General features: G+C 46.4%; 23 protein-coding genes. 7 read left to right on the forward strand and 16 right to left on the reverse strand.

Annotated features, from left to right (window positions below):
* The first annotated feature begins 96 nt into the window (after positions 1-96).
* Positions 97-1,638: a hypothetical protein gene (locus BM202_RS09665; protein WP_093825414.1), complete on the forward strand. Its 1,542-nt coding sequence runs from the start codon at positions 97-99 to the stop codon at positions 1,636-1,638.
* Positions 1,639-1,645: 7 nt separating this feature from the next.
* Here the strand turns inward: BM202_RS09665 and BM202_RS09670 are convergent, their stop codons facing one another.
* Positions 1,646-2,392, reverse strand: a complete 747-nt coding sequence (locus BM202_RS09670; protein ID WP_093825416.1) for an ABC transporter ATP-binding protein — start codon at positions 2,390-2,392, stop codon at positions 1,646-1,648.
* 79 nt (positions 2,393-2,471) lie between these two features.
* Positions 2,472-3,203: an MlaE family ABC transporter permease gene (locus tag BM202_RS09675; RefSeq protein ID WP_093825417.1), complete on the reverse strand. Its 732-nt coding sequence runs from the start codon at positions 3,201-3,203 to the stop codon at positions 2,472-2,474.
* 163 nt (positions 3,204-3,366) lie between these two features.
* Between BM202_RS09675 and BM202_RS09680 the strand changes: the two genes are divergently transcribed.
* Both BM202_RS09680 and BM202_RS09685 read left to right on the forward strand, forming a co-directional pair.
* Positions 3,367-4,041 carry an SDR family oxidoreductase gene (locus tag BM202_RS09680; protein ID WP_093825418.1) on the forward strand — a complete coding sequence of 225 codons (675 nt, stop codon included), beginning with the start codon at positions 3,367-3,369 and terminating at the stop codon, positions 4,039-4,041.
* A 135-nt stretch (positions 4,042-4,176) separates the two neighbouring features.
* A complete protein-coding gene (locus tag BM202_RS09685; RefSeq protein ID WP_093826239.1) occupies positions 4,177-5,091 on the forward strand; it encodes an ROK family protein in 915 nt (304 codons plus the stop codon).
* Between the two features lie 37 nt (positions 5,092-5,128).
* Here BM202_RS09685 and murB read toward each other — a convergent pair whose 3' ends face one another.
* Entirely contained in the window at positions 5,129-6,154 is a 1,026-nt protein-coding gene (gene murB, locus BM202_RS09690; protein ID WP_093825420.1) for a UDP-N-acetylmuramate dehydrogenase, read from the reverse strand.
* A gap of 122 nt (positions 6,155-6,276) precedes the next feature.
* Here murB and BM202_RS09695 point away from each other — a divergent pair, with 122 nt between their 5' ends.
* A complete protein-coding gene (locus tag BM202_RS09695) occupies positions 6,277-6,852 on the forward strand; it encodes an SPOR domain-containing protein (protein ID WP_245776604.1) in 576 nt (191 codons plus the stop codon).
* 81 nt (positions 6,853-6,933) lie between these two features.
* Positions 6,934-8,046: a GDP-mannose 4,6-dehydratase gene (gene gmd / locus BM202_RS09700; RefSeq protein WP_093825421.1), complete on the forward strand. Its 1,113-nt coding sequence runs from the start codon at positions 6,934-6,936 to the stop codon at positions 8,044-8,046.
* A 117-nt stretch (positions 8,047-8,163) separates the two neighbouring features.
* Here the strand turns inward: gmd and BM202_RS09705 are convergent, their stop codons facing one another.
* From BM202_RS09705 to nadA, 9 genes are all read right to left on the reverse strand, one after another.
* Positions 8,164-9,684: a Do family serine endopeptidase gene (locus BM202_RS09705; RefSeq protein WP_093825423.1), complete on the reverse strand. Its 1,521-nt coding sequence runs from the start codon at positions 9,682-9,684 to the stop codon at positions 8,164-8,166.
* 432 nt (positions 9,685-10,116) lie between these two features.
* Entirely contained in the window at positions 10,117-10,881 is a 765-nt protein-coding gene (rnc, locus tag BM202_RS09710; RefSeq protein ID WP_093825425.1) for a ribonuclease III, read from the reverse strand.
* 3 nt (positions 10,882-10,884) lie between these two features.
* On the reverse strand, positions 10,885-12,135 hold the full coding sequence (fabF, locus tag BM202_RS09715) for a beta-ketoacyl-ACP synthase II (RefSeq protein WP_093825427.1): 1,251 nt from the start codon (positions 12,133-12,135) through the stop codon (positions 10,885-10,887).
* Positions 12,136-12,289: 154 nt separating this feature from the next.
* On the reverse strand, positions 12,290-12,529 hold the full coding sequence (locus BM202_RS09720; RefSeq protein WP_018617787.1) for an acyl carrier protein: 240 nt from the start codon (positions 12,527-12,529) through the stop codon (positions 12,290-12,292).
* 272 nt (positions 12,530-12,801) lie between these two features.
* A complete protein-coding gene (locus tag BM202_RS09725) occupies positions 12,802-13,650 on the reverse strand; it encodes a TIGR01459 family HAD-type hydrolase (protein ID WP_093825429.1) in 849 nt (282 codons plus the stop codon).
* Positions 13,651-14,007: 357 nt separating this feature from the next.
* Complete coding sequence (locus BM202_RS09730; RefSeq protein WP_093825431.1) at positions 14,008-15,057, reverse strand: aminoglycoside phosphotransferase/kinase family protein; 1,050 nt, start codon at positions 15,055-15,057, stop codon at positions 14,008-14,010.
* A gap of 109 nt (positions 15,058-15,166) precedes the next feature.
* Complete coding sequence (locus tag BM202_RS09735) at positions 15,167-16,540, reverse strand: glutamine synthetase family protein (RefSeq protein ID WP_093825433.1); 1,374 nt, start codon at positions 16,538-16,540, stop codon at positions 15,167-15,169.
* A gap of 160 nt (positions 16,541-16,700) precedes the next feature.
* Entirely contained in the window at positions 16,701-18,287 is a 1,587-nt protein-coding gene (nadB, locus tag BM202_RS09740; protein ID WP_093825435.1) for an L-aspartate oxidase, read from the reverse strand.
* A gap of 185 nt (positions 18,288-18,472) precedes the next feature.
* Positions 18,473-19,462, reverse strand: coding sequence for a quinolinate synthase NadA (nadA, locus tag BM202_RS09745; protein WP_093825437.1), 990 nt, complete (start codon positions 19,460-19,462; stop codon positions 18,473-18,475).
* 243 nt (positions 19,463-19,705) lie between these two features.
* Here nadA and BM202_RS09750 point away from each other — a divergent pair, with 243 nt between their 5' ends.
* Positions 19,706-20,761 (forward strand): ferredoxin--NADP reductase, encoded by a 1,056-nt coding sequence (locus tag BM202_RS09750; RefSeq protein WP_093825439.1) that lies wholly within the window; start codon positions 19,706-19,708, stop codon positions 20,759-20,761.
* Between the two features lie 28 nt (positions 20,762-20,789).
* On the opposite strand, the gene udk is transcribed toward BM202_RS09750, so the two are convergent.
* The 4 genes from udk to atpD all read right to left on the reverse strand — a co-directional run bounded on the left by udk (position 20,790) and on the right by atpD (position 24,169).
* A complete protein-coding gene (gene udk / locus BM202_RS09755; protein ID WP_093826243.1) occupies positions 20,790-21,407 on the reverse strand; it encodes a uridine kinase in 618 nt (205 codons plus the stop codon).
* A 107-nt stretch (positions 21,408-21,514) separates the two neighbouring features.
* Positions 21,515-21,760 carry an ATP synthase F1 subunit epsilon gene (gene atpC / locus BM202_RS09760; RefSeq protein WP_093825441.1) on the reverse strand — a complete coding sequence of 82 codons (246 nt, stop codon included), beginning with the start codon at positions 21,758-21,760 and terminating at the stop codon, positions 21,515-21,517.
* Between the two features lie 73 nt (positions 21,761-21,833).
* On the reverse strand, positions 21,834-22,520 hold the full coding sequence (locus BM202_RS09765) for a hypothetical protein (RefSeq protein WP_093825443.1): 687 nt from the start codon (positions 22,518-22,520) through the stop codon (positions 21,834-21,836).
* A gap of 122 nt (positions 22,521-22,642) precedes the next feature.
* Positions 22,643-24,169 (reverse strand): F0F1 ATP synthase subunit beta, encoded by a 1,527-nt coding sequence (gene atpD, locus BM202_RS09770; protein ID WP_093825445.1) that lies wholly within the window; start codon positions 24,167-24,169, stop codon positions 22,643-22,645.
* Between the two features lie 307 nt (positions 24,170-24,476).
* Here atpD and malQ point away from each other — a divergent pair, with 307 nt between their 5' ends.
* Entirely contained in the window at positions 24,477-26,060 is a 1,584-nt protein-coding gene (gene malQ / locus BM202_RS09775) for a 4-alpha-glucanotransferase (protein ID WP_093825447.1), read from the forward strand.
* The last annotated feature ends 36 nt before the right edge of the window (positions 26,061-26,096 follow it).

Genomic DNA, 26,096 nt, shown 5'->3' on the forward strand with positions numbered 1-26,096 from the left:
AATTGACGTTAGCTCAATAAACATCGCCTGATGCGTTTGTTTTGATCTATATTTGCCCTGTGGGCTTAAAGCACCATACCATATATCCACCGATCTATGTTGCAACTTTTCCGGCGCTTTTACCAGCAGATTAGTCAACGTACTTATTTACTTCTATGGCTTGTTGTTGGACTGTTAGGACTGATAACGCTCTATATTCGGATCAAAGTAATTTTTCTGGTTAATCCCGACGTTGGGGGTATTGAGAGTAATGTTATTTTCAGCGTTTTACGTATGATGGCCGGGTATCCGCTCTACCAAAACCCGGAACAAGCTCCCTACGCCATCACGCAATACAGTCCAATCTATTATTATCTGACAGCAGGCCTGTCCCGGCTTCTGGGCTTCACATCCGACGATGTATATGAGGTATACAGTGCGGGGAGATGTATAGCGTTGTTCGCTAATGGATTTTATGCCTTGGGATTCTGGAAATTAGCCCGGCGCATACAATTTCCAGCTTCAGTCGCTGTGTTGGTCGCTGTTCTTGCTTTCTTACTATTGCCCCCTCAATCTTACGGTCGGCCAGATAGTTTATATAACGCATTTGTTATCTGGACAATCTGGGCGCTGGTTCGATGGAATGCTTCCATCACAACAAAACAGTTGACGACTGGCCTAGCGCTAACGGCTCTACTAGCGGCTCTGGGCCTTTTTTCCAAGCAGTCGGCTATTTGTCTGCCAATAATCGTGAGCGGTTACCTCTTATTTTTTAGTGGTAAACCTTGGAAAACTTTTCAGTTCCTGGGATTTTTCCTGTTATTTCTGGCTGTTTTGTATGTGAGCTTTTTCCGGGAAGCCCCAAGCTTGATATACGCTAATGTTATCCGGGGTGTGAGTAACGGTATTGATTTCGTCAATTTTAGATACAATTTAGTTGACCACTACTTACGACCTTTTGCGTGGTTAGTTATACCGGGGGTTGCCATTAGTATTCGCTATTTATTATTTGAAAAAGGCCCTCGGCAGCTACTAGGTTTAGCCGCATTTGGCCTGTTTCTGTTTGCGCTGGTTACTGGGTTAAAATGGGGGTCGGCGTTGAATTACTTTACGGAATTTACGGGATTATCCTGTCTGCTGGTGGCTGATGCTCTTTGGCAGCTACGTACCATTCGTTCTGATTGGGCGAATGTAGGGCGTTTGAGCTTAGTGATGATCGTTGCGCTGGTATTGCCCGTTAATGCCATGAACTTTAATTGGGAACGCGTTATTCATAAAGCTATTGATCTAACTCCCTATAAAGAGGAGCAGGCTGTTGCTCAATACGTTACAAGAGAAATAAAGAAATATCCCGGTTGTCTGATCTATAGTACACAATATAACAGCAGTTACCTGAACGCTTTTTTGTTCCGTAACTGTATTGTTCCTCAGCAAGATATGATTGTAGGTTCGGCTTATGAACTTCGAACGTTCGATTACACAGATTTAGACCGGGCTGCTCAGGACGGGCGGATTCAATTCTTGATCGCACGCGACGGGGAAACAGAAGCTCCCTTATCACCACCCATTCGTTTGGCAAATTATCATCCTGTTAAGTCGTTAAATGGATATACCATTTACAAGTTCAATACCCCAAGTGCCCAATTGTCGGCGAAATAGAGAGACGTTATTTCTCCATTTCTCGGATTAACTTATTTGCGTTAATAAACTCATTGAGTTCATTGACGCCCGAATGGGTCAGGGTTGCACTTGTGCCCTCCCAAAGTTTGTTGCCCTCGTAGAGGAACATAATTTTTTCGCCAATCTCCAGCATCGAGTTCATGTCGTGTGTAATGACGACAGTTGTAATCTGATACTCGTCGGTGATTTCTGAAATTAGCTGATCAATCTTGATTGACGTCAGCGGATCGAGCCCAGAGTTCGGTTCGTCGCAGAACAAATATTTAGGATTCAGGACGATAGCCCGGGCAATACCAACCCGTTTTTTCATACCACCACTAATTTCAGAGGGCATTCTGTCGCCCGCGTTTTCCAGACCAACCCGTCGTAAGCACTCCTGCGCCCGTTCTATCTTTTCGCTTTCCGGTTGCTCTGTAAGCATGTCGAGCGGAAAGCGAACGTTTTCCAGTACGGTCTTGGAGTCGAACAAGGCTGATCCCTGAAATAAGACGCCCATTTCTCGCCGAATGGTTTTCTGTTCATTCAGATCCGTGGTCAAAAAATCGCGTCCATCGTATAACACTTCACCTGAATCAGGTTTGATTAACCCAATCATGCATTTCAGCAGTACACTTTTTCCGGTGCCGCTTCCACCAATAATCAGACTCGTATCACCCGGTTTGAATGAGCCATCAATACCCGCCAGAACTTGCCGATCACCGAATGTTTTGGCTATATTTTTTATTTCAATCATAGTCAATGACTGAAAGCATGAACGGGCGAAAGAGTGAAATTGCGGTAGCCTTTCACTCTTTCGCCCGTTCATGCTTTCGCTACGTGAGTAATAACTGCGTCAGAATAAAGTCGGCAGCGACAATGGCAACGCAGCTATTGGTAACGGCTGCCGTTGATGCGGCCCCGACTTCCAGCGCCCCGCCCTGAACGTTATAACCCCGATAGGCCGAAATTGTCGAGATCAGGAACGCAAACACCACTGTTTTGATGAGAGCGAACACAACACCAAAGGGTTTGTAGTCAACGCGCAATCCAGATACGTATTCCTCTGGTGAGATTACGCCAGCCAGCGTTCCTGCCAGATAGCCGCCCAGAATGGATAGGAACCCAGCCATGATAACCAGTAGCGGGAACATAAATACCGACGCAATAACCTTTGGCAACACCAGATAGGAGCTTGAATTTATACCCATCACCTCAAGAGCGTCGATTTGCTCAGTAATGCGCATAGTACCTAATTCACTGGCAATATTTGAACCAACTTTACCAGCCAGCACAATACACGAGAGCGTAGGCGCTAATTCCAGAATAGAGCTGTCCCGTACAATGAGCGCAATAATATTCTTTGGTACAAAGGGGTTAGTAAGGTTATAGGCCGTTTGTACGCAGGTAACAGCTCCGATGAACGTATTAACAAGAGCAACGATGAAAATAGACCCGACTCCGATGGACGTACATTCGTTTAGAATAAGCCCCAGATAGACACGTAATTTCTCCCGATTACGGAAGAGAGTGCCCAGAAAAATAAAATAACTGCCTAATCGTGACATAAAATGGGTAGTGGAATAAACCGACCTGAGTAGTAGTAAAGTCGGTATTATCTATTCGGGAGAACCCTAGTAAAGATAGAATGGTTTCTGACGTAACTTGCACCGTAGGCTAATCCGTCCTGAAGTTGAAATTAATGTGGGTTAGCACAGAATAACTTTCCAAATGAATCCACTGATTATTGTAACAGGTGGCTCTAAAGGTATTGGGCGTGCTATTGCAGACCGGTTTGTATCTGAAGGGTTCGACGCTGTTGTCTGTGCCCGATCTGTTGACGGCGTAGTTGGGCCAGGTCTCTTACCTGTGGCCGCTGACCTCTCCACGCGCGATGGCGTTAACGTATTGCTTAATTACATTCAATCACTCAACCGACCCGTCGACGTATTGGTCAACAATACAGGTACGTTTCAGCCAGGGCAGATTCATAATGAGGCCGAGGGTGTATTCGAGCAATTGATTGATACCAACGTTGCCAGCGCGTATCACCTGACGCGTGGCCTGGTTAGTGATATGATTACCCGGAGACGAGGGCATATTTTTATGATGTGCTCTACGGCCAGCATTACGGCTTATACAAATGGAGGTTCCTATTGTATCTCTAAGTTCGCTTTATTGGGTATGAGTCGGGTGCTACGTGAGGAGCTAAAACCGCATGGTATAAAAGTAACGGCTATATTACCCGGTGCCACCCTTACCGCCAGTTGGGAAGGTACCGACTTGCCCGAAGAGCGTTTCATGAAGCCCGAAGACGTAGCAGATAGTGCCTGGGCGGCTTACTCGCTCTCTAAAAGTGCCGTTGTAGAAGAAATGCTTATCCGTCCGCAACTAGGTGATATTTAGCTTTATCCGCAAATAATCAGGCCAGCAGGCATATGAATGGCATGGCGACCCGTAACGACTTTTTTGTATCTTGCGCCCGGCTTCATCTGGCCTAAAGCTGATAACTTTTCACTGTATAACTTATTATTGATACGAATGGCTTCCGTTGAGTATCTGGGTATCGACGTCGGCGGTACGAACGTCAAAATGGGTATTGTCGATGCCAATACCGGTAAAATTTCCAATTTCTATAGCCACGATACTCTTAGCTGGCGGGAATCAGGGCACTTTGTCGAGCGCTTCGGCGACGCAGTAGCGCTCCAATTGTTGAGTAATAAAGACGTAAAACAGGTTGGTATTGGCTTGCCGGGGATGCTCAATCGGGAACGGACAATTCCGCTCGAAATCACGGCTATCCCTGAAATCAACCATGTGCCGATGGTGGATTTGTTGAGTAAGCGATTCCCGGGCACTCAGTTTTTTCTGGCGAACGATGCCAACGCAGCTGCTTTGGGCGAATATTACTTTGCAGAGGAAAAAATTACGGAGAATTACATTTTCATTACGCTTGGCACCGGCGTGGGTGGCGCTGCCATTATTAACAAGAAAATCTTTACGGGTGGCGATGGGAATGCAATGGAACCCGGCCATATACCCTCACGCAATGGGCGGGTACTGGAGCGAAACATTGGCAAAAAGGAACTCCTTGAGTTAGCCAATAAGCGTCGGAGTGAATATAAAAGTGAAACGCAATTACCCAACGACGGCGAAATCTCGACAACGGGTCTGGTAGCAGCAGCGGCCGTGGGTGACGAATTGGCGATGCAAATCTGGACTGAAGTAGGTGAAATGCTGGGCGAAGGTTTAGCTGCACTCATCAAGGTTCTAGATATAAAGCAAGTCCTGATTGGTGGTGGTTTATCGGCCTCCTTCGATTACATTCTGCCAGCGGTTAACAAAACACTCGATTACTGGCTCAATGACTATTATAAAAATGGCTTGAGCATTAAAAGAGCTACACTAGGCAACGATGCTGGTCTACTCGGAGCTGCCTCACTTTGCTTTGAATAAATAGGGATGGTCGGAACAATCAGAATGGTTCCGACCATCATACTACATTTACTTCGGGTGAAATTGCCACCCCAAATTTGATCAGTACAGACTCTTCTACCTTTCCTGCGAGGGATAAAATTTCATTCCCGGTTGCATTGCCGTAGTTCACTAACACCAATGCCTGCTTGGTATGAACACCTGCATCGCCAAGGCGATATCCTTTCCAGCCAGCCTGTTCAATAAGCCAGCCTGCAGGCAATTTCACTACATTATCATTGATTGGGTAGCCGGGCAGGGTTGGAAACTGATCCTTTAGTGTGTCAAACTGACTTTTTGGTATTTCCGGATTTTTGAAAAAGCTACCTGCATTGCCAATTTGAGCTGGATCAGGAAGTTTACTTCGTCTGATACGTATCACGGCCTCACTGATAGCTTTAATGCTTAGATTTTCTTCAGATATCCCCATCTCGGTCAGGGTTTCCTGAATGGCTCCATAGCGCGTATGAAACGTTGGGCGTTTATCCAGTTGAAATGTGACACTCGTAATGATGAATTGATTTTTCAACTTACGCTTGAAAATGCTTTCTCGGTAGCCAAACGTACAATCGGCATGGGTGAAGGTTCGTTTTTCACCCGTTGATATGTGAATAGCCGTGAGCGATTCGAATACCTGTTCCAGTTCAACACCATAGGCACCAATGTTCTGCATTGGTGCCGCTCCAACGGTGCCCGGGATAAGGGAGAGGTTTTCCAGGCCAGCGTAGCCTTGCTTTACACAAAATTGAACCAGTTCGTGCCAGTTGACCCCTGCTCCGGCTGTCAGGTAGATATGGTCTTCGTCCTCTCGTACTACATTGATACCCTGAAGGCTTATTTTAACAACCAGTCCATCAAAGTTATGGCAAAGTAATACGTTGCTGCCTCCTCCAAGAATTAATTTGGGCGTATCAACAAAGTCAGTTAGGTGAAGTAAAGTGGTAAGGTCTTCCTCGTGGCTAATGTCGACCCAATACCGTGCCGTGGCGTCAATTCCGAATGTATTATACGGTTTAAGCGACACGTTACTTTCTATGTTCAGCATGTATTTGTGTTGTAAATGCTCAAAATTAACCAAAATCCCGGATGGGTTTGTACATACGACTACCGGCTTGAGTTATCAGAATGACAAATTGGCTATTTTTGCGTCTAATTTTAATGATGATTATGCGTTGTGAGGCTTTTATCGTAGGGCTGCTGATTATGACCGGGTGTGCCAGCAATCGCCCGGCTACCTCAAGTCGGACAGTGGTTGATTACAACAGCTATAATGAGGACCTGTCTTCAATGCGGCCTGTGTATGGAGTTATATCGACCAACGTACCGGCTACGAATCGACCAACTGCGCCCGTCAATAAACCCGCTACTACGCCCCGCCCGTCTGATACTCGTAAACCTACGGCGCAGGTTGAGGCCTTACACATTAATAGACGGCTTGATTTAGTACTTGATACGATTGCCACCCAAAACCGTTCAATTCGTTATGCGCCAGGTTACCGCATACAGGTTTATGTTGGAAGCCAACGTCAAGAAGTTGATGCGGCTAAATTATTGATTTACCAAAATTTTCCTGAGCTAAGCCCTTATCTGAGTTATAATCAACCAACCTATAAATTGAAGGTTGGTGACTTCATGCGACGCATGGATGCAGAACGATACTACGCATCTATCCGTCGATTGATTGCATCGGCGCAGTTACAGCCCGACAAAGTAGACATTCGAAGAAGCCTCTTAATAAAATAAATTATAAAATTTGGCCAATAGAAGGTACCTTTAATGCGTTTTGTGCAATTTTAGGCGTTGGCTTTGACCTGTTAACATACTATGAAAAAAGCGTTGATTACCGGAGTTACCGGACAGGATGGGGCCTATTTGGCCGAGTTACTATTGGAAAAGGGATACGAAGTACACGGTATCAAACGCCGGAGTTCGCTCTTCAATACACAACGTATTGACCATATGTATGAAGACCCGCATGAAAAAAATGTGCACTTCAAACTTCATTATGGCGATCTGTCTGATTCAACCAATATCATCCGTATTATTCAGGAAATTCAACCCGACGAAATATATAATCTTGGGGCTATGTCCCACGTACGGGTTAGTTTTGACGAACCAGAATATACGGCTCAAGTTGATGGAATTGGGACACTTCGTATTCTGGAGGCTGTGCGGTTGCTGGGTCTGACGGAAAAAACCCGTATTTATCAGGCATCAACGTCTGAACTTTATGGTGGCGTTCAGGGTCATGCGCAATCGGAAACAACGCCTTTTTATCCGCGTTCGCCATATGCCGTTGCTAAGCTCTATGGGTACTGGATTACGGTCAATTACCGCGAAGCTTACAATATGTATGCCTGTAATGGTATTCTGTTTAACCACGAATCGCCACTACGTGGCGAAACGTTCGTTACGCGCAAAATTACCCGCGCTGTAGCCCGGATTGGACTGGGCTTACAGGACAAAGTGTACTTGGGAAATCTAGATTCGTTGCGCGATTGGGGCCATGCTAAAGATTACGTCGAAGCCATGTACTTGATCCTACAGCAGGAGAAGCCCGAAGATTTCGTAATCGCTACGGGTGTGACAACCAGCGTCCGGGACTTTGTTAAAATGTCATTCGCTGAGATCGGCGTCGAATTGGCGTTCTCTGGTGAAGGTGTTTCAGAAGTCGGTACGGTTGTCAGTTCATCAAACCCGGAGTTCCCGGTTAAGATCGATACTGTAGTCGTTAGTGTTGATCCCCGGTATTTCCGTCCGACAGAAGTAGACTTGCTACTTGGTGACCCAACTAAAGCAATGACGAAGTTGAACTGGAAACCTAAATACGATTTGCCTGCTCTTGTAAAGGATATGATGACCGCTGATATCAAACTCTTTCAGCGTGATCAATTGCTGGCCAATAGCGGGCATCAGATACTAAATTATTTTGAATAAAAGCATCTCTGTTCTTTTTACACACGGTCGGGCTTCGTACTCGACCGTTTTTTTATGCAAAAAAGCGCCGGGCTTAAGACCCGACGCTTCTATCAATGAAATGGCAACTTAACGTACTTAAACAGGCACTGCGTAGTAATACATCCGCGAACTGTTAGGATACATGCCAATCAGCATTAAGCCTTCACCTTCTTTTACCGACGACATAATCGCCTGCAAATCTTTCGTTGTTTTAACGTTTTTGCCGTTCGCTTTCACAATGATAAAGCCTTCTTCAACATCTGTTTCAGCCAGTTTACCACCCGTGATCTTCTTCACCCGAACGCCACCACCAATTCCTAGTTGTTTGGCGTCCTGAGCAGAAAGCTCTTCGAAGCTGGCACCGAGGCTACTCAGCGAAGCACTTGCTTCTACAACGTCTGTCTTCTTGATAATATCCCGTCCGCCGTTGCGATTACGTAGTTCGACTTTAAAGTCACGTTCCGTACCATCCCGGTTGACTGTTACTGTAACTGCATCACCCGGACGACGACGGCCAATGATTTCACGCATCTGAGCATCTGAATCAAGGACTTGGCCTTCCATTTTTACAATAACATCACCTTTTTTCAGACCAGCTGCTTCGGCTGCGCCTTTTTCAACAACGTTTTCTACGTAGATACCACGGCCTACTTTTGCACCTTTTTCTTTAGCTACAGTGCTGTTCAACTCGATTGGCAAAATGCCTATATAACCTCGTTGTACATTACCATATTTTAGAAGATCCGCCGACACTTTTTTAACAAGTGATACAGGTACTGCGAAACCATAGCCACTATAATAACCCGTTGCTGAAGCGATTGCTGAGTTAATGCCGACTAACTCACCACGTAGGTTCACTAGCGCACCACCCGAATTACCTGGGTTAATAGCCGCATCCGTCTGGATGAAGGCTTCAACAGGAGAATCTGGTTTAGCGTCAGTTTTGCTTATGTTCTGATCAAGAATACCAATCCGACGTCCTTTGGCGCTAACAATACCGGCTGTAACGGTTGATTCTAAATCAAGCGGGTAGCCAACGGCCAATACCCATTCGCCTAATTTCAGTGCGTCAGAATCGCCAAGTGTAATAAAAGGCAGGTTATTTGCATCGACCTTAATAACAGCCAAGTCCGTAAGTGGATCCGTGCCAATTACTTTAGCCTTGAAACTGCGTTTGTCAGTCATGATGACTTCTACTTCGTCAGCATCCTGAACAACGTGGTTGTTCGTAATTATATAACCGTCTTTGCTGATAATTACACCCGAGCCAGAAGCCTGACCCTGCTGACGGCGGGGTTGTCGTTGACCACCGCCAAACTCATCACCGAAAAACTCCCGAAAGATATCGGGCATTTGCTGCTGACGAACCGTGCGGGTCATTGTCGTGCGAATATGAACAACCATTGGCGTTACGGCCTCTGCTGCCGTAGAAAAATCGCCTGGCATACCATTAGGCCCGCCCGGCATTGACGCCAAACGTCCTGTAATCGTCGGTGTTGGCGACGACTCGTTAAAAATTACATCCCTATTGTTGAAGCCCAACAGGTTGTAAGCAGCCAGCGTTATTGCACTCGACAGAAGTGCCATCAACGCCAATAATTTCCAGTTGCTTTTCATAGTTAAATGGGAAAATCTAATTGCTTTCTTTTTGTGTTAAAGACTGCTTGTTGCGTCTGTTTGTATAACGGAAAGCAGCTTCTAAAAATCCGGCTCGTGTGCGTCCTTAACAAAATTTAACAAGCCTTTGTTAGATTGCTTCCTGAGTTGAAAATACTAATAAAACGCCCATCCAGCCGCAATCTATGTATGCTATTTTCAATTTTTATACCAATGGTATAAATCACACCAATAACGGCATTTTGGCAGTATAAACGAATAAGATTGGGCTAGTTATGCCACAATGACGCTTAAAATAATCCTAGAATCATTAAAACGAAAATATGACATAGTTTACTCAGCTGAAGTACCGGGTTTGCGTCAGGAGCGGCCAACTAATACATTTACCAGTATAAGTTTGTGAAGGGATGCGGCAAAGCGTGTGGAAGTGGTCTACTGCTTGTTGTCGAGTAGTTCAATAGCCTTTTCGGCAGCTGCTTGTTCAGCTTTTTTCTTACTGTAACCGCTACCTGTAGCAAAGGGCTCGTTACCAACTATGACCTGTGCAATGAACTCACGGAAGTGGCTATTGCCCTTTTCTGAAACGATTTCAAAGCGGATTTCCTTGCCTTCGCGCTGCGCCCATTCAATCAAACGGCTTTTGAAATTGCCGTTGTTCTGTACGACTGATTCAATGTCGTAGTGCGCTAATAAATCTTTCAGAATAAATCGACGGGAAAAACGAAACCCTTTATCCAGATACACGGCGCCTACCAGTGCTTCGAGTGCATCGCCATACATAGACGTACGAGCGGGTAAGCTACGTGTCCGGCTTCCGTCGTACTCAATTAGTTGGTCGAGGCCAATCTTTCGGGCAATACCATTCAAGGTTTCCCGGTTTACGATTCGGGAGCGGATTTCAGTTAAGAAACCTTCGTCTTTGTAAGGATACTTTTTGAATAGAAACTCGGCAATCACCATACCCAGTACGGCGTCACCTAAGTATTCTAGCCGTTCGTTTGATTCCCGAAACCCCTCAATAGCTGTTGCCTTTGATGCCGACGTGTGGCGCAGGGCGAGTTGGTATAAGCCTAAATTAGAGGGTCGTGCTCCAATTATATGAGCAATTGACCGGCGCAGGCTCTTGTGCGAACCAGAATTGCCGGTTCGGAACCAACTAAAGGGATTATATAAACTACGGGGCAGAGCGAGTTGCACGACTCAGCTAAGTTTACGAAAAATGACTATGGCGTTATGACCTCCGAATCCAAACGCATTACTCATCACGGTTGTCATAGAGCGTGCCTGAGCCGTGTTGAATGTTAAATTAAAGCGAGGATCAATTTCGTCGTCGTCTGTGAAATGATTAATTGTTGGCGGCACTAGTTGATTTTCGAGCGCTTTAATACAGGCGATTGCTTCAACGGCACCAGCCGCACCCAGCAAGTGACCTGTCATAGATTTGGTCGAGCTAATATTCAACTTAAATGAATGCTCGCCAAATAATTGATGAATTGCCTTCAATTCCTGTGGATCACCAATCGGTGTTGATGTGCCGTGAGTATTAATGTAATCGATGTCAGTAGGGGCAATGCCTGCGTCGTTCAGCGCATCCTGCATAGCCAAAAATGCACCTAAGCCATCAGGGTGTGGAGCCGTTATATGATAGGCATCAGACGACATGCCTCCGCCAATTAATTCAGCATAAATTTTGGCACCCCTAGATTGAGCATGTTCGTATTCTTCCAGAATGAGTGATCCGGCTCCTTCGCCCAGCACAAAACCATCACGGTCTTTATCGTAAGGGCGAGAAGCTGTTTCTGGCGAAGCATTACGTTCCGACAAGGCACGGTTAGCATTAAATCCACCAATGCCTGCCCGCGTAACGGCTGCTTCAGAGCCTCCCACAACGCACATGTTCAAACGGCCCAGACGTATATAATTCAGCGCGTCAATAATCGCATTGTTTGTCGAGGCACAGGCTGAAACTGTTACGTAGTTTGTACCCCGGAAACCATAGCGCATGGAAATCTGTCCAGAGGCACTGTCGGCAATCATCCGAACAATAAAGAACGGATTGATACGGGGGGTGCCGTCGCCTTTGGCGTAATCGATCATCTCGTCCTCAAACGATTTGAGACCGCCGATACCTGATCCCCAAATGACGCCGACTTTATTTTTATCGATTGTGTCGAGATTTAGGTTCGCGTCCTTGATGGCTTCGTCGGTCGCAATGAGCGCGTAATGTGTAAACGCGTCCATCTTTCTTGCTTCCTGCCTTGGAATAAACTGAGTAACCTCAACCCCTTTTAATTCGCAGGCAAACTGTGTCCGAAACTTGCTGGCGTCGAACTTCGTAATGGGACCGGCCCCGCTTACACCGGCGGCCAAGTTGTTCCAATAAGTGGGTACATCATTGCCAATGGGTGTCAACGCACCGAGGCCGGTCACTACTACTCGTTTGAATGTCATACAGTTTGACTGCGTAATGAAAAATAGAAAAACAACGCCGAGCCTAAAATTGTTGGCGCTGATTTCTACGTACTTGATGGCTCTCTAGTTGTGATAAGCTTTTGGCGGCTTTCAGCAGCAGGCTTACCACCGGACTTTACTGTTCCGTAAGGGCTTACTTTCCGATGTGTTTCTCCAGATACTCGATAGCCAGACCAACCGTAGAGATTTTTTCGGCTTCATCATCAGGGATGGGGAGGTTGAATTCTTTTTCGAATTCCATGATCAACTCAACCGTGTCGAGTGAATCAGCGCCCAAATCGTTCGTGAAGCTTGCTTCCGGAGTCACTTCTGACTCTTCAACACCTAATTTCTCAACAATGATATTCTTAACTTTTTGTGCAATGTCCGACATTATAGTAGTCCGTTGGAGTTAAAAAACTGCGCAAAGAAACGTATTTACCTTTGTATTATCAAACAATTTTTTAGAGTATAAATCATCCGAACTGGATGTTATAGAATATATAAATCTCAGATAGTCAATTAGTTATGCTGATATAGTAGGCGTCGGATAGCTATATTCAGAAACTGAAAGAGAATTGTTAAAACCTAGAATTTGATTGTATTATACGATGAAGATGAACTTCGTTGTGTAATTAATCAATTGTGGCTCACTACTAAACGTGCCTAGCGAATCACAACTGATTTGCAGATATAAGTAGGAATAATGCCCGTACTTCTGATTAGAACTTCTGCATCTTGCGGCTGGGTGTTACCGGTTAATACGAGCACGGTATCCAGGCCAAATTTATTGCCACCTAAAATGTCGGTTTTTAATGTATCGCCCACCATCAAAATATCTCGTTTACTAACGTGGGATGCATTCTCTAATCGCTCGTAAGCGAACATAAAAAGCTGAGCATCAGGTTTGCCAAAGCGGATGAATTGCTTACCAACAATGGTTTCGATCATTTTTGCCACGCCCCCAATAGCAATCGCAATCCGGCTTTTGGAGACAGGATAAGTTGTATCTGTATTGGCTACAATCACCGGAATGTTACGCTTACGTAAAAGATTAACTGTTTTGTTGAGGTCGGTATTCCAGTCGAATCCTTCGTCGTCGAGCAAAACTAAGGCGTTAATATCTGCTACGTCTTTGAGATCTACCTGGCTGATTGGCAGGGTTTTCAGGCCGCTGGTTTCCAGATAATGAGCTGACTTTTCGGTGCCCAGGTAAGCCACCGTACCGCTACGTACTTTGAGGTCCAAATATTCCCGGGCTAACATGCCTGAAGAAATAATACGTTCGGGTGGAATGGCATGCAACCCTTGTCGGTAGTACGATTCGGCTAATTCCTGCGGACCGCGCGATGCGTCATTGGTTAGTACGTAAAAGTCCTTACCGTTTTCCTGGAGCCAGTCAAAAGTGTGTTCAATACCTGGTAGCAACCCTTCCGAATTTTTTAAAACACCAAACGCATCGAAGAAAATGACCTTATAATCAGACGCTACGGTTTTGAATTCGGCAAGTTGCATGGAGCAGTAAAATGAGTAGGAGGTACGTAGTTTATGAAGAGATTATTTGTAAAAATACGATTCAGGCCGAATTTTCGATTAGATTTCTTGAAGCAAGGAATGGGCCTCATTGGTCAAGTGGCTAAAAACCAACCACGATGCTCCATTATTAACCACCTCGAATTCCACGATTCTGGCCAACCAGTATTAGGTGTTCGACCCATAAAAGGTTGATTCTTTGGTGAAACCAATGGTTTCTCTGGCAGGGTATAACCGTTACGCGAGGTCATAAAGCCGCCCTCATTCACCTGAGATGCTATATATTGACGATACCATCGCCATTATTTACATATTCCTACAGTCTGAGCAGTAAATCTTTTAGGCGGGTTCTATATCCAGTGCTTTCAGGATTATTTCTGCATCGAATTTTTCAATTGATGGGAAGTATGTCTCGTAGGCTTCGCGTTGAAGTTTAGTAGCATAGGTTCGGTGAAAAAAATACCGGCCGTATTTTATGACGTAGTTAAGTATGAAAAAACGATAAGCTTCGGGAAGAAACCGAATTTCGTTTTCGGTTAATGGAAAAATCTTGTGGTATTCTTTTAAAAATAATAAAAATCGATCTTCCATTAATGGACCGATTACATAACTAAACACGGTCCGGTCGCCAGCGTTGGAGACAACCCGACTGAAAAAGTAGAAATCCATGACCCGGTAACTTATACGAAACCAGTCATAATCCCAACGCGAATAGAGTTCAAGATTTTGTGAAACAGAGAAATTCCCGATGTTCCAGTCGACAAATACGGGCATTGTTTCAACCGTGCCGGCCACGAGTTTCTGACGATTCGCCAGGAATAATTCGCACTGCCGTTTTAATTCCTCTATATGCAATCGGTGTTCGAACTGTCCGGTTTCTGTGTCGAGCAGGTCGAGCAAATCCCATATATCGGAACGTAGCGTTTTACTTGATTTGGGTAATACAGTACTAACACGGGAACAGGCTTTGTGGAACTTGGCTACCTGCCTGCCAAGCATCTGAATATGATGTTCTTCTAATCGACGGGGTAGTTTTAGTTGAATACGGATTGGGTTGTAAAACACCACCCATGCATCCACAAACCCGTCTCGGTGGCGATACGTGTAAACTTGCCCATTACGTACCAACGATTTGGCCAGTACGTTCTCAAACGGGTAGAGAAGGTTATTTGCCAGGGCATGAATAACCTGATGGTCTTCCAGAAACTGCTCATACTTACCGAAATAAGACAGTTTTGCAATAATGTGTTCTCCATCCTCGAACGTAACTTTAAAGACGTGGTTGGTTGAGACCCGCGCGCTAATGTCTTCAATTATCTGAATCTGCACGGACCCATCAAACTCTGCCCAGGCCTTTTTTATTATAGTAGGGTAATCGACTAGACGCATGGTAAATGTTCGGTTTTAAGTAGTCGGTATTGGGTAGTTGGTTGGCTGACGCCTGAAACTATTGTCGCGTCAGCCAATCGACTACCCAATACCGACTACCTAAAACCTGTCAAATTATTTCAAAATATCGTTTCAGTTCCCAGTCGCTGACTTGCCGAAGATACTGGCGCCATTCCCAGTCTCGGGTACGGGTAAAGTGGTCAACAAACTCAGCGCCAAACAGTTCCGAAGCTACCGGTGAATTTGCCATTGCCCGCGTCGCTTCATCCAGATTTGTTGGTAAGATGCCGTTTCGTTTATCCGTATAACCGTTCCCCTCAGAAGCGGGAATATCGAGTGTCAGCTCATGCCGAATGCCATACAACCCTGAAGCCAGCGAAGCTGCCAGCGCCAGATACGGATTAGTGTCAGCTCCCGACACACGGTGTTCAACACGCGTGTAAGCTTCCTTATGGTTCAATACCCGAAGTGCCGTTGTCCGATTATCTACCGACCAGGTTATGGTTGTTGGCGCCCAGGCGCCTTCGACCAGGCGTTTATAGCTGTTAATGGTTGGTGCAAACATGGGCGTAATATGAGGCAGGCAATACAGTTGTCCAGCGATGAACTGCCGCATCAATTTGCTCATGTGATTGGGTTGAGCAGCGTCGTGAAACAGGTTTTTAGTTTGTTCCAGATTCCACAGACTTTGGTGAATATGTCCACTGCATCCTGGCAAATCGGCGTTCCATTTGGCCATAAACGTAGCAACAGCACCGTGTCGGTAGGCAATTTCTTTAACGGCAGTTTTAAACAAAGCAGCTTTGTCAGCTGCGCGAACAACCTCGTCGTGCATAATAGCCGCTTCGTAAACACCCGGTCCGGTTTCGGTATGAAGCCCTTCCAACGGTATATCGAATTGACCTAACAAGTCGAATAAATCATGGTAAAACGCACTTTCGAGTGAAGGACGTAGGATCGAGTAACCGAACATACCGGGCGTCAGCGGTTCTAGTTGCTGAAAGTTTTTCTGCTGTAACGTCTGTGGAGTTTCGCGGAAATTAAACCACTCGAACTCTTGAGCAAATTCGGCATGAAAGCCCATGTCCTGACATTGCGTGGCAACCCGTTTGAGCAGACTACGCGGACAGGCAGATAAGCCGTACTTACTTGACTGATTGTCTAAACCGTGACTAAAATCGGCCAGAAAAAACGGGATATTATCTTCCCAGGGAAGTTGCCGAAAGGTCGATACGTCGATACGTACCGGGGCATCGGGATAGCCGGAATGCCAGCCGGTAGTGCGTCCATTATCGTAAGGTGTGTCAGACGAATCCCACCCCCAAACGACGTCGCAAAAGCCGAAGCCATCGGTCAGGCCGTCCATGAATTTCTGTCGGTGAATGATTTTGCCACGTAGTACGCCGTCAATATCGGTAAATGCATACTTTATTTTAGGGCTATCGCTTTGCTTGATGAAGTCAATAATGTCTTGCTGGTTCATGATGGGCAGCTTATTCTTCGAAACGCTAACCAAAATTCAAACACTGCTTTTAAACGAATAGACGCTGAATTTTGGCGGGTAAAGCTACTTATTCCTACGCTACCATCATTGCGTTGATAAACCTTGCTTTTAAACGTATCGAAAAGTTTAATCTACCAGACTACTTTACATTATCCAGATTAAAATGCAGCCCACGGTTTTCGCGACGGGCCATAGCCATCTTGATAACTAAATAGGCGACTTCAATCATGTTACGTAATTCGCAAATGGGTACCGATACTTTCGACTGGCGATAAAGCTCTTCGTGCTCTAAATAAATAAGTTCAAGTCGATCCATGGCCCGTTTCAGGCGTCGGTTCGAGCGCACAATACCGACGTAGTTCGACATGATTGACTCTAGTTCCTTCTTCATTTCGGTTACCAAAACCAGTTCTTCCGGGTGGGTGGTACCCGCATCATTCCAGGCAGGAATGTTCTCAGGCAAAGATGCCTGACCAAGTAATTCGACGGTTTTCTCGTATGCCCGATGACCAAACACCACGGCTTCGAGCAATGAGTTGGACGCCAGGCGATTGGCCCCGTGCAAGCCCGTGCAGGAACATTCGCCAACGGCATACAGGAACTGAATGTTAGTTTGCCCCCATTCATTGACCCGAACGCCCCCGCACAAATAATGCTGCGCTGGTACAACCGGGATGTAATCTTTCCGTATATCTAGTCCCAAATGGTCCTGGCAATAGGCGGTTATATTAGGGAAATGTTCAATAAATCGTTCGTAATCGCAATGGGTCACGTCCAGATAAACGTGTGGATCACCGGCCTTTTTCATCTCGGAGTCAATGGCACGGGCCACAATGTCGCGCGGGGCAAGCGACAGCCGAGGATCATAGTTTTCCATGAACGTCTCGCCCTTTTTGGTACGTAGTATGCCACCAAAACCACGTACTGCTTCTGAAATCAAAAAATTGGGTTTTTTGCCCGGTTCATACAGCGCCGTAGGGTGAAACTGGATAAACTCCATATCCTTGCCAATGCCTTTGGCGCGGTAGGCCATCGCAATACCATCGCCCGTAGCAATGCTGGGATTGGTCGTATTCTGGTAAATATTGCCAATACCGCCCGTTGCCAGCAAGGTTGTTTTCGCCAGAAACTGCTCGACTTCGCCGTTTTTGGTATTCAGTACGTAGGCGCCAAAGCACTTGTTATCGGTATCGTAGCGATGAACCGTTTCGCCGAGCTGGTGACGCGTAATGAGTTCTACAGCATAGAAATGGGTGAAAATCTCGATGGATTTCAACGAATTCGCCTTTTCTAATAAAGCCCGCTCAATTTCAGCGCCCGTAATATCTTTGAAATGAAGAATCCGGTAGTCGGAGTGACCACCTTCTTTGGCCAGATCATAATCGGTCCCGCCATGCTCTTTGTCGAAACGAGTGCCGTAGTTAATCAGCTCCTGAATCCGACCGGGCGCTTCACGTACCACAATTTCAACAATGTGGCGGTCGCTGAGAAAATCGCCCGCGATCATCGTATCCTCGATGTGCTTCTCGAACGAATCATCTTCCGACCAGACAGCCGCAATGCCTCCCTGAGCATATTTTGTGTTGGTTTCGTCGGCCTGCACCTTTGTAATGACACCGATACATACCTCTTGCTGCAACTCGTCAAAGTGCATCGCCAGCTTGGTGGCGTAACTCAGGCCCGCGATGCCGGAGCCAATAACCAGAAAATCGAATTGATGGGACATTGGAGTCGAATTAAACAAAGCAAACCAGCATTTTTCAGCCGATGTTTAAGGTCTTTATTTTTAATAGTATCTGCCTCACTTTTATCATAAATAGATAGAATAATTATGCGCTCATCTATTATTTTAACACAGGTAATTTACTCAGGCACCTCCACTTTTTCCTTTCTGCTTTGAGTTTAAGTTGTCTATTTGCTCAATTCAAGCATCCGCGCTACTGATTCATAAGCTTTTACTCGTATATCTTCTGGTACAATGATCTCTGGTTGTTCGTAGAGCATGGCGTTATAGACCTTCTCCATGGTATTCATCTTCATATATGGACACTCCGAACAGGCGCAGGTATTGTTCTGGCTGGCAGGGGCCGGAATAATCTTCTTATGCGGAACCGCCTGCTTCATCTTGTGCAGAATTCCTGCTTCTGTACCCACGATGAACGTTTGTTCGGGGCTATCTACTACGTATTTGAGTAAAGCCGTTGTCGAACCAACATAGTCGGCTTCACTCAGAATATGCTCCTGACATTCTGGGTGGGCAATGAACTTGGCTTCGGGATATTGTATCCGCAACTTGTGCAGCTTTTCAAGCGAAATGTCGATGTGAACAATGCAGGCACCATCCCACAGCACCATATCCCGTCCCGTTTTTTTCGAGACGAAGCGACCCAGATTGGCATCGGGTGCGAAGATTATTTTTTGATCTTTCGGCAGACTCTCAACAATTTTCAGGGCATTTGACGACGTAACGATAATGTCAGACAATGCCTTGATTTCGGCCGAGCAGTTGATATACGACAGAACGATGTGATCAGGATATTGCGCCTTGAATGCTGCGAACTTGTCGGCTGGGGCAGAGTCGGCGAGTGAACAACCCGCGTTGAGATCAGGAATGACAACTTTTTTCTCCGGTGAAAGCACTTTTGCCGTTTCGCCCATGAAATGAACTCCGCAAAACACAATCATATCAGCGGGTGTTGCAGCGGCCTGTTGGCTCAAACCAAGGCTGTCACCAATGTAATCGGCGATGTCCTGAATAGCGCCATCTACGTAGTAGTGAGCCAGAATAACAGCATTTTTTTCTTTCTTGAGCCGATTGATTTCGGCAACTAAATCTATGTCGTCGGCAACGGGCTTGTTGACGTAACCCACGCGCTGAACTTCTTCCAGGAGTGCTTCCATTAGTTAGGACTTGGTGTTTGTTAATGAAACAACGAATGACGGCAAAATGTCACTACGTTAGTTATGTCGGCGAATATAGTTGTTGGGGAAATCAACGCACTGATTAGATGAATCCCGACGGGCGAATCTATCCTATCGAAGAACTGGCGGAGCGAATTCACGCGGGGCGAATTTCAGGAAACCTTTCGGGCTTTCAAACAACAACCCATATTTGGTTAGTTTTGACATAAAGTAGATTTGGTCATGACCGACGACTTTCTCCAACTACGTATTGTTCAAATTGTCACCGAAACTCCCGATGCTAAAAGCTATTTCCTGGAGCCGATAGATGAAAAGCCTGTCTTACACCGCGCCGGACAGTTTTTAACGTTGATCTTAACCCATCATGCCCATGAGGTACGTCGGTCCTATTCTATTAGTTCGATGCCGGGAGAGCCGTTACGTTTAACAATCAAACGGCTTGAAAATGGAGAAATTTCGCGCTACCTGCTTGCTTCGTTACGTGTTGGCGATGTGTTAACAAGCCTTCATCCTGCCGGACGGTTTACACTTGATGACAATCAAACGGGCGATTTAGTCTTCTTGGGCGCTGGAAGCGGCATAACTCCGCTCTTTTCTTTGTTAAAGCAGGTACTATTTACTGAGTCAGACCGACGGGTTACGTTACTTTACAGCAATCCGAATGAACGATCTATTATTTTCCGGGAAGAGTTAGAAAATCTACAACGTCAATTCCCGGATCGTTTTCGCCTTCTGTATTTACTAAGCAATCCATCTGAGAATTGGTATGGCTTGCGCGGACGTTTGAATAACGTAATGCTCGAACGACTGTTGCCCGATCTGGTCGGCAAATCCAACTGGAAGACACTCCATTTTTATGTTTGCGGACCGGGCGATTATATGCGGATGATTCAGTTTACGCTCATTTTTAGGGGCTTTCGGCTGGAGCAGATTCGGCGTGAGAATTTCGTTGTAGAACAGGTCTTTCTGGCACCTCCGCCTGCTCTGGCACAGGACCGAACGGTGCTGCTACGTTTTCGCGGACGCGAAGTCGAAATTCGTGAGGTTGAAATTCAGGTTTCCGCCTATAAATCCATTCTACAGGCTGCTTTGGACGAGGGCATCTCGTTGCCCTATAGCTGTCGGGGAGGCCGTTGTTCAACCTGTGCGGCCCGGTGCACGGCTGGAAGCGTGCATATGACAATCAACGACGTACTGACGGAGCGCGATCTGCGGGAAGGCTGGGTATTGACCTGCACCGGTTACCCGGAAAGTGATGGAGTCGTGATTGAAATTTAACGTAGTGTGGGCTTCCGCCCACACTACGTTACACCTTCGTTTTCAAAAACTCAATAACTACATTCAGCCCTTTGTAATAGTGGTTATTGTTCGGAATGACGATGTCTGCTTCGGCGCGGTAGGGCTTTATAAATTGCCGATACGTGGGTTTGACATGGTATTTCCAGCGATACATGACATCATCGAGATCGTAGCCCCGTTCTTCGGCATCGCGTTTCACGCGTCGTTCGAGTTTGATGCTGTTTTTGGCGTCGATGAAGATTTTTAAATCCATTTGATCGGCCAGTTCGCGAAAGTGAAAGACAAATATCCCTTCAACGATAATGATTGGTGCCGGGTGAAACGTCAATAACTTGGGTACAATCAAGGGGTTGTTGAAGGTATATTCCATCTGCGTAACAATCTCACCGTCACGTAGCTTGCCAATATGTTGCGCGTAGAGATGATGATCAATTGTTTCCGGTAAATCGAAGTTATGAACGCCCTGATCATCTACGGGGATGACATCACGACTGAGGTAGTAATTATCCTGCGAAATCAGACAAATCTGATCTTCTGTAAACGCATTGAGTACGCCTTTCAAGAATGATGTTTTGCCGGACGCGCTGCCGCCCGTAATACCGACGATAAATGGTTTAGTAGTCATGTTGATGGCTGGGTAAGTAACAAAGAAAGCTGGAACGCATAAACCAGCCATAAAAAAAGCGGTCCACTTGTATAAAGTGAATCGCTTTTAGCAATAAGAGAGGTTGACTAAACGATTACCGCTTCGGCAAGTACCAGCACTTTATTTTGCAGCACTTCCACGACGCCACCATCAACCGTAAACGTTTGTTGACCAGAGGTTGTCTGTACAATAATAGACCCACGGTCGAGTGTACTCACTAATGGAGCGTGGTTGTTCAATACTTGAAACTGGCCTTCACTGCCTGGAAACGTAACGGCACTGGCTTCGCCAGAAAAGACCTTGCGGTCGGGAGTGATAATGTCTACGGTCATACTAATTAATGATGAATTATAAATGATGAATTATAAATGAAAGCTGCCTTCATCATTTATAATTCATCATTTTTTACAGGGCTCCTTTAACTAAATTGAGTAGGCTACTAATTTCAGTTTTTGCTACTGGTTCAGCGGCTTTAGCGACTAATCCACCCTGATCTAATTTACTTACACTCGCCAGCGCCTTCGAGATCAAAGATTTGCCCGTTGATTGCGTACCGCCACCAAGGCTGGATAAAGCGCTGCCGATCCCTGACAAACCGCTGGTTAGCTGACTGCCTTTACCTAACAAGGAGCCTGCTGCCAGAATACCTTCAAGCTGATTGCCACCCGAAGCGAGTTTGGCCAGACTAACGGCTTTTCCTAACACACCACTACCCAAAGCACCCGTTGGAATGAGTGGAAGCAGCGCTTTAAGTTTGCTAGCCTGCGCCAGCAACTTGTCCTTAAATGACGTAGGTTTCTGCTGAGCAGCGGCTTCCAGGCCAGCAATACCTGTTTGTAATTCCTGCGTTGTTGTAGCCTTGTCTCCTTTGTTGAGCGCAGCCACCGCATTGTCTAGGTGAGCATCCGGCGAATCCGCAGTTTGCGTCGTTGCCGATACGCCTGGCGTGATAGCAGAGTCCTTAATTGCCCCAATCACCGTTGGCTTGGCTACCGACGTAGTTGCCGTTTGCGATGACGCATCTGTTGCCGTTGCCACCAAAAAACTAATTGACAGACAAGCCATTCCTACACTAAATCGGATCATTTTCATAAAAACGTAGTGTTATGTTCATGATATAGCAGACTTGGGCGAGGAAGGCCCGTTTGTACTATAAACTATGGTTCACAGTATTTGTAGCGTTAACAAATAACCGTGAACCACAGCTGGAAATCTTATTGACCGGACTCTTTTAGTAGACGTTCGCCTTTGGCAACCGCATCTTCAATCGTACCGACAAGGTTGAATGCCGCTTCGGGTAGATGATCGTACTTACCGTCAATGATTTGGTTGAAGCCTTTGATTGTATCTTCGATGGGAACCAGAACGCCTTTCAACCCGGTGAACTGCTCAGCCACAAAGAACGGCTGCGACAGGAAGCGTTGTACACGACGAGCGCGGCTTACGATCAGTTTGTCTTCTTCCGATAATTCTTCCAGACCAAGAATGGCGATAATATCCTGCAATTCTTTGTAGCGCTGAAGAATTTCTTTTACCCGTTGAGCCGTGTTGTAATGCTCGTCGCCTAATACTTCGGCCGATAAAATCCGCGAGGTAGAATCAAGTGGGTCAACGGCAGGGTAGATGCCAAGCTCAGAAATTTTGCGGCTTAATACCGTTGTGGCATCTAAGTGAGCAAAAGTCGTAGCTGGCGCCGGGTCAGTCAAATCATCGGCAGGTACATAAACGGCCTGTACCGACGTAATAGAACCCCGTTTGGTCGAGGTGATACGTTCCTGCATGACACCCATTTCGGTAGCCAGCGTTGGTTGATAACCTACGGCTGATGGCATCCGGCCTAAAAGCGCTGATACCTCAGAGCCTGCCTGCGTGAAACGGAAAATGTTGTCGACGAAGAACAGAATATCACGACCAGCCCCTTCACCGTCGCCATCGCGGAAGTGTTCGGCAATGGTCAAACCCGACAGCGCAACCCGAGCGCGGGCTCCCGGTGGCTCGTTCATCTGACCGAATACGAACGTTGCCTGGCTTTGGGTCATTTCCGCCATATCTACTTTGGTCAGATCCCAGCCGCCTTCTTCCATTGAGTGTTTAAACGCATCGCCGTAACGGATAATGCCTGCTTCGATCATTTCACGGAGCAAGTCATTTCCTTCACGGGTACGTTCCCCTACGCCCGCAAATACGGACAGACCCGCGTATGCTTTCGCAATGTTGTTGATTAATTCTTGAATCAATACGGTTTTACCTACACCAGCACCACCGAAAAGACCAATTTTACCGCCTTTCGCGTAAGGCTCCAGCAGGTCAATAACTTTAATACCGGTAAACAGTACTTCGGTCGACGTAGCGAGATCTTCAAATTTAGGCGCAGCGCGGTGAATTGGTAAGCCAACGCCGGTAGTCTTAGGCTGAGGGATACCGTCGATAGCGTCGCCGACGACGTTGAAAAGCCGACCCCGGATGCCTTCGCCGGTTGGCATTGTGATCTGGTGACCCAGGTCAACAACGTCTATACCCCGGTACAGGCCATCGGTAGAATCCATTGCGATAGTCCGAACGCGGTCTTCGCCAAGGTGTTGCTGAACTTCCAGAATCACCTGTTGCCCATTGGCTTTGGTTACTTTGAGAGCGTCCAGAATAGCGGGAATCCGCATATTTTCACCCTCGAAACTCACGTCCACAACTGGCCCGATTATTTGAGTAATCTTACCGGTATTGACTGCCTTTGCCGTAATCATTTGTATGTGGTGTTGCTTTATTGAAATGTTGCCCATTGTTTGGGACTGCAAAAGTAGGAGAAAAACAGCGTAAGGTCAAGGAACAGCTCAGTCATTTTGCACCTGATTAGTAATGGAATGCGTTTGGCAATAAGCTTTTTACGATAAAAGGTAAACAAAAGCGGGTCCGGGCGGATTTGTACAAAACGTAGTCGGTCAGTTAAGAGGACCTTTAATGGACCGGTGGGTAAAAACAACAAAATTAGTAGCAGGCTTTCTCGCCAAATAGGTATTAACTTATCGACTCATTCACGTAACGACAGAATAAATGCTCCAACAACGGTCAAGTGGTATATTACTTCACATCACATCCCTCCCTTCTGCGCATGGTGTCGGCGATTTAGGTCCCGAAGCGTATCGATTTGCTGATTTCCTGGAAGCTGCCAAACAAACGTACTGGCAAATTCTTCCCCTTACCCCCGTCGACCCCGGTGCCGGTTTTTCACCTTACAGTAGCCCATCCGCTTTTGCTGGTAATATACTGATGATCAGCTTGGAAAAGCTGGTGGATGATAATTTTCTAAGCCCTGATTTTCTGGATGTTTTCAATGAGCAGCCCGTTCAGGATGTAACCATAAGCGAAGCGCCGACCGTATCGGGAGATACTGTAAACCCCGTGCTGGCTGGGCCACTCGTGCTGGCTCCCTCTACGCTGCATGCCGCCTGGATAAAAAAACGACCTTTATTGCAATTGGCCGCCGAAAACTTTCTGGCCAACGCAACGATAGCCCAACGTAGTGATTATGAGCGGTTTTGTGCCTGGCAGGCCGATTGGCTCGACGATTATGCTTTATTCACTACGTTGCAGGAAGAAACGGGAGAACCCTTCTGGTTACGCTGGCCTGCCGAAATCGTTCGGCGCGATCCAATTGCGCTGGCTGAGCAGACGGTAAAGCTGAGTCATCATATTGAGATCGTAAAGGTGACACAGTATTTCTTTATGAAGCAGTGGAATGAATTGACCGCCTACTGCTACGAACGGAAGATTCACCTCATGGGCGATATTCCGATATACGTTCAGTTCAACAGCGCCGATGTTTGGGCCAATCCAACCCTGTTTAAACTTGACGAAAACTTTCAGCCTTTATTTGTTGCCGGGGCTCCCCCCGATTATTTCAGCGAGTACGGTCAGCGGTGGGGGAATCCAATTTACGATTGGGACGAGCACGAACGAACCGGCTTTGCCTGGTGGATGCGTCGGCTACGGCACCAGATGTCATTGTATAGCCTGACTCGCTTAGACCACTTCCTGGGCTTTGCTGTCTTTTGGGAAATTCCTGCCAGTGAACCCACAGCCAAGGTTGGGGAATGGGTTAAAGCACCCATCGAAGCGTTTATGCATGCCATGCATCGTCAGTTCGTCCAGTTGCCCATTATTGCAGAAGACCTGGGAGCAAAAGCGGCTGACATTCAACCTTTTCTGCGGCATTATGGAATACCCGGCATGCGGGTAATACAATTTGGATTTGGTAAAGACCTGCCAACATCGACCTATGCTCCGCATAATCACGCCGAAAATTTCGTGGTTTATTCCGGAACGCATGATAATAATACAACCCTTGGCTGGTTCCGCGAGTCGGATGATGAGCATCGCCAGCGAATGAGCGACTACCTCGGCATTGAGATTACGGAAGCGAACGTAGTGGATCAGATTTGCCGGTTAACCATGCAATCTGTAGCCAGACTGTCTATTTTACCCATGCAGGACGTACTGAATCTCGACGAAACAGGCCGTATGAATACACCGGGTTTAGGTGGCCGAAGCTGGCAGTGGCGCTTACAGCCCGATCAACTGACGGAGGAAGTATCCCAAAAACTAGTGAAACTGACTCGAATGACGGGACGGGGGTAAAAATAACGTAGTCTGGTTATTGGCTCAGCAATCGCT

It is taken from the genome of Spirosoma endophyticum (assembly GCF_900112365.1).
Lineage (GTDB): Bacteria > Bacteroidota > Bacteroidia > Cytophagales > Spirosomataceae > Spirosoma > Spirosoma endophyticum.

Bases quoted from the DNA above. Each gene is read 5' to 3' on its own strand.
- BM202_RS09695 (WP_245776604.1), top strand. From the start codon at position 6,277: ATGCGTTGTGAGGCTTTTATCGTAGGGCTGCTGATTATGACCGGGTGT.
- BM202_RS09750 (WP_093825439.1), top strand. From the start codon at position 19,706: ATGACCGACGACTTTCTCCAACTACGTATTGTTCAAATTGTCACCGAA.
- BM202_RS09685 (WP_093826239.1), top strand. From the start codon at position 4,177: ATGGCTTCCGTTGAGTATCTGGGTATCGACGTCGGCGGTACGAACGTC.
- BM202_RS09680 (WP_093825418.1), top strand. From the start codon at position 3,367: ATGAATCCACTGATTATTGTAACAGGTGGCTCTAAAGGTATTGGGCGT.
- BM202_RS09765 (WP_093825443.1), bottom strand. From the start codon at position 22,520: ATGAAAATGATCCGATTTAGTGTAGGAATGGCTTGTCTGTCAATTAGT.
- atpD (WP_093825445.1), bottom strand. From the start codon at position 24,169: ATGATTACGGCAAAGGCAGTCAATACCGGTAAGATTACTCAAATAATC.
- murB (WP_093825420.1), bottom strand. From the start codon at position 6,154: ATGCTGAACATAGAAAGTAACGTGTCGCTTAAACCGTATAATACATTC.
- malQ (WP_093825447.1), top strand. From the start codon at position 24,477: ATGCTCCAACAACGGTCAAGTGGTATATTACTTCACATCACATCCCTC.
- nadA (WP_093825437.1), bottom strand. From the start codon at position 19,462: ATGGAAGCACTCCTGGAAGAAGTTCAGCGCGTGGGTTACGTCAACAAG.
- BM202_RS09735 (WP_093825433.1), bottom strand. From the start codon at position 16,540: ATGAACCAGCAAGACATTATTGACTTCATCAAGCAAAGCGATAGCCCT.
- nadB (WP_093825435.1), bottom strand. From the start codon at position 18,287: ATGTCCCATCAATTCGATTTTCTGGTTATTGGCTCCGGCATCGCGGGC.
- BM202_RS09670 (WP_093825416.1), bottom strand. From the start codon at position 2,392: ATGATTGAAATAAAAAATATAGCCAAAACATTCGGTGATCGGCAAGTT.
- fabF (WP_093825427.1), bottom strand. From the start codon at position 12,135: ATGACATTCAAACGAGTAGTAGTGACCGGCCTCGGTGCGTTGACACCC.
- udk (WP_093826243.1), bottom strand. From the start codon at position 21,407: ATGACTACTAAACCATTTATCGTCGGTATTACGGGCGGCAGCGCGTCC.
- BM202_RS09720 (WP_018617787.1), bottom strand. From the start codon at position 12,529: ATGTCGGACATTGCACAAAAAGTTAAGAATATCATTGTTGAGAAATTA.
- gmd (WP_093825421.1), top strand. From the start codon at position 6,934: ATGAAAAAAGCGTTGATTACCGGAGTTACCGGACAGGATGGGGCCTAT.
- BM202_RS09675 (WP_093825417.1), bottom strand. From the start codon at position 3,203: ATGTCACGATTAGGCAGTTATTTTATTTTTCTGGGCACTCTCTTCCGT.
- BM202_RS09665 (WP_093825414.1), top strand. From the start codon at position 97: ATGTTGCAACTTTTCCGGCGCTTTTACCAGCAGATTAGTCAACGTACT.
- BM202_RS09705 (WP_093825423.1), bottom strand. From the start codon at position 9,684: ATGAAAAGCAACTGGAAATTATTGGCGTTGATGGCACTTCTGTCGAGT.
- BM202_RS09730 (WP_093825431.1), bottom strand. From the start codon at position 15,057: ATGCGTCTAGTCGATTACCCTACTATAATAAAAAAGGCCTGGGCAGAG.
- atpC (WP_093825441.1), bottom strand. From the start codon at position 21,760: ATGACCGTAGACATTATCACTCCCGACCGCAAGGTCTTTTCTGGCGAA.
- BM202_RS09725 (WP_093825429.1), bottom strand. From the start codon at position 13,650: ATGCAACTTGCCGAATTCAAAACCGTAGCGTCTGATTATAAGGTCATT.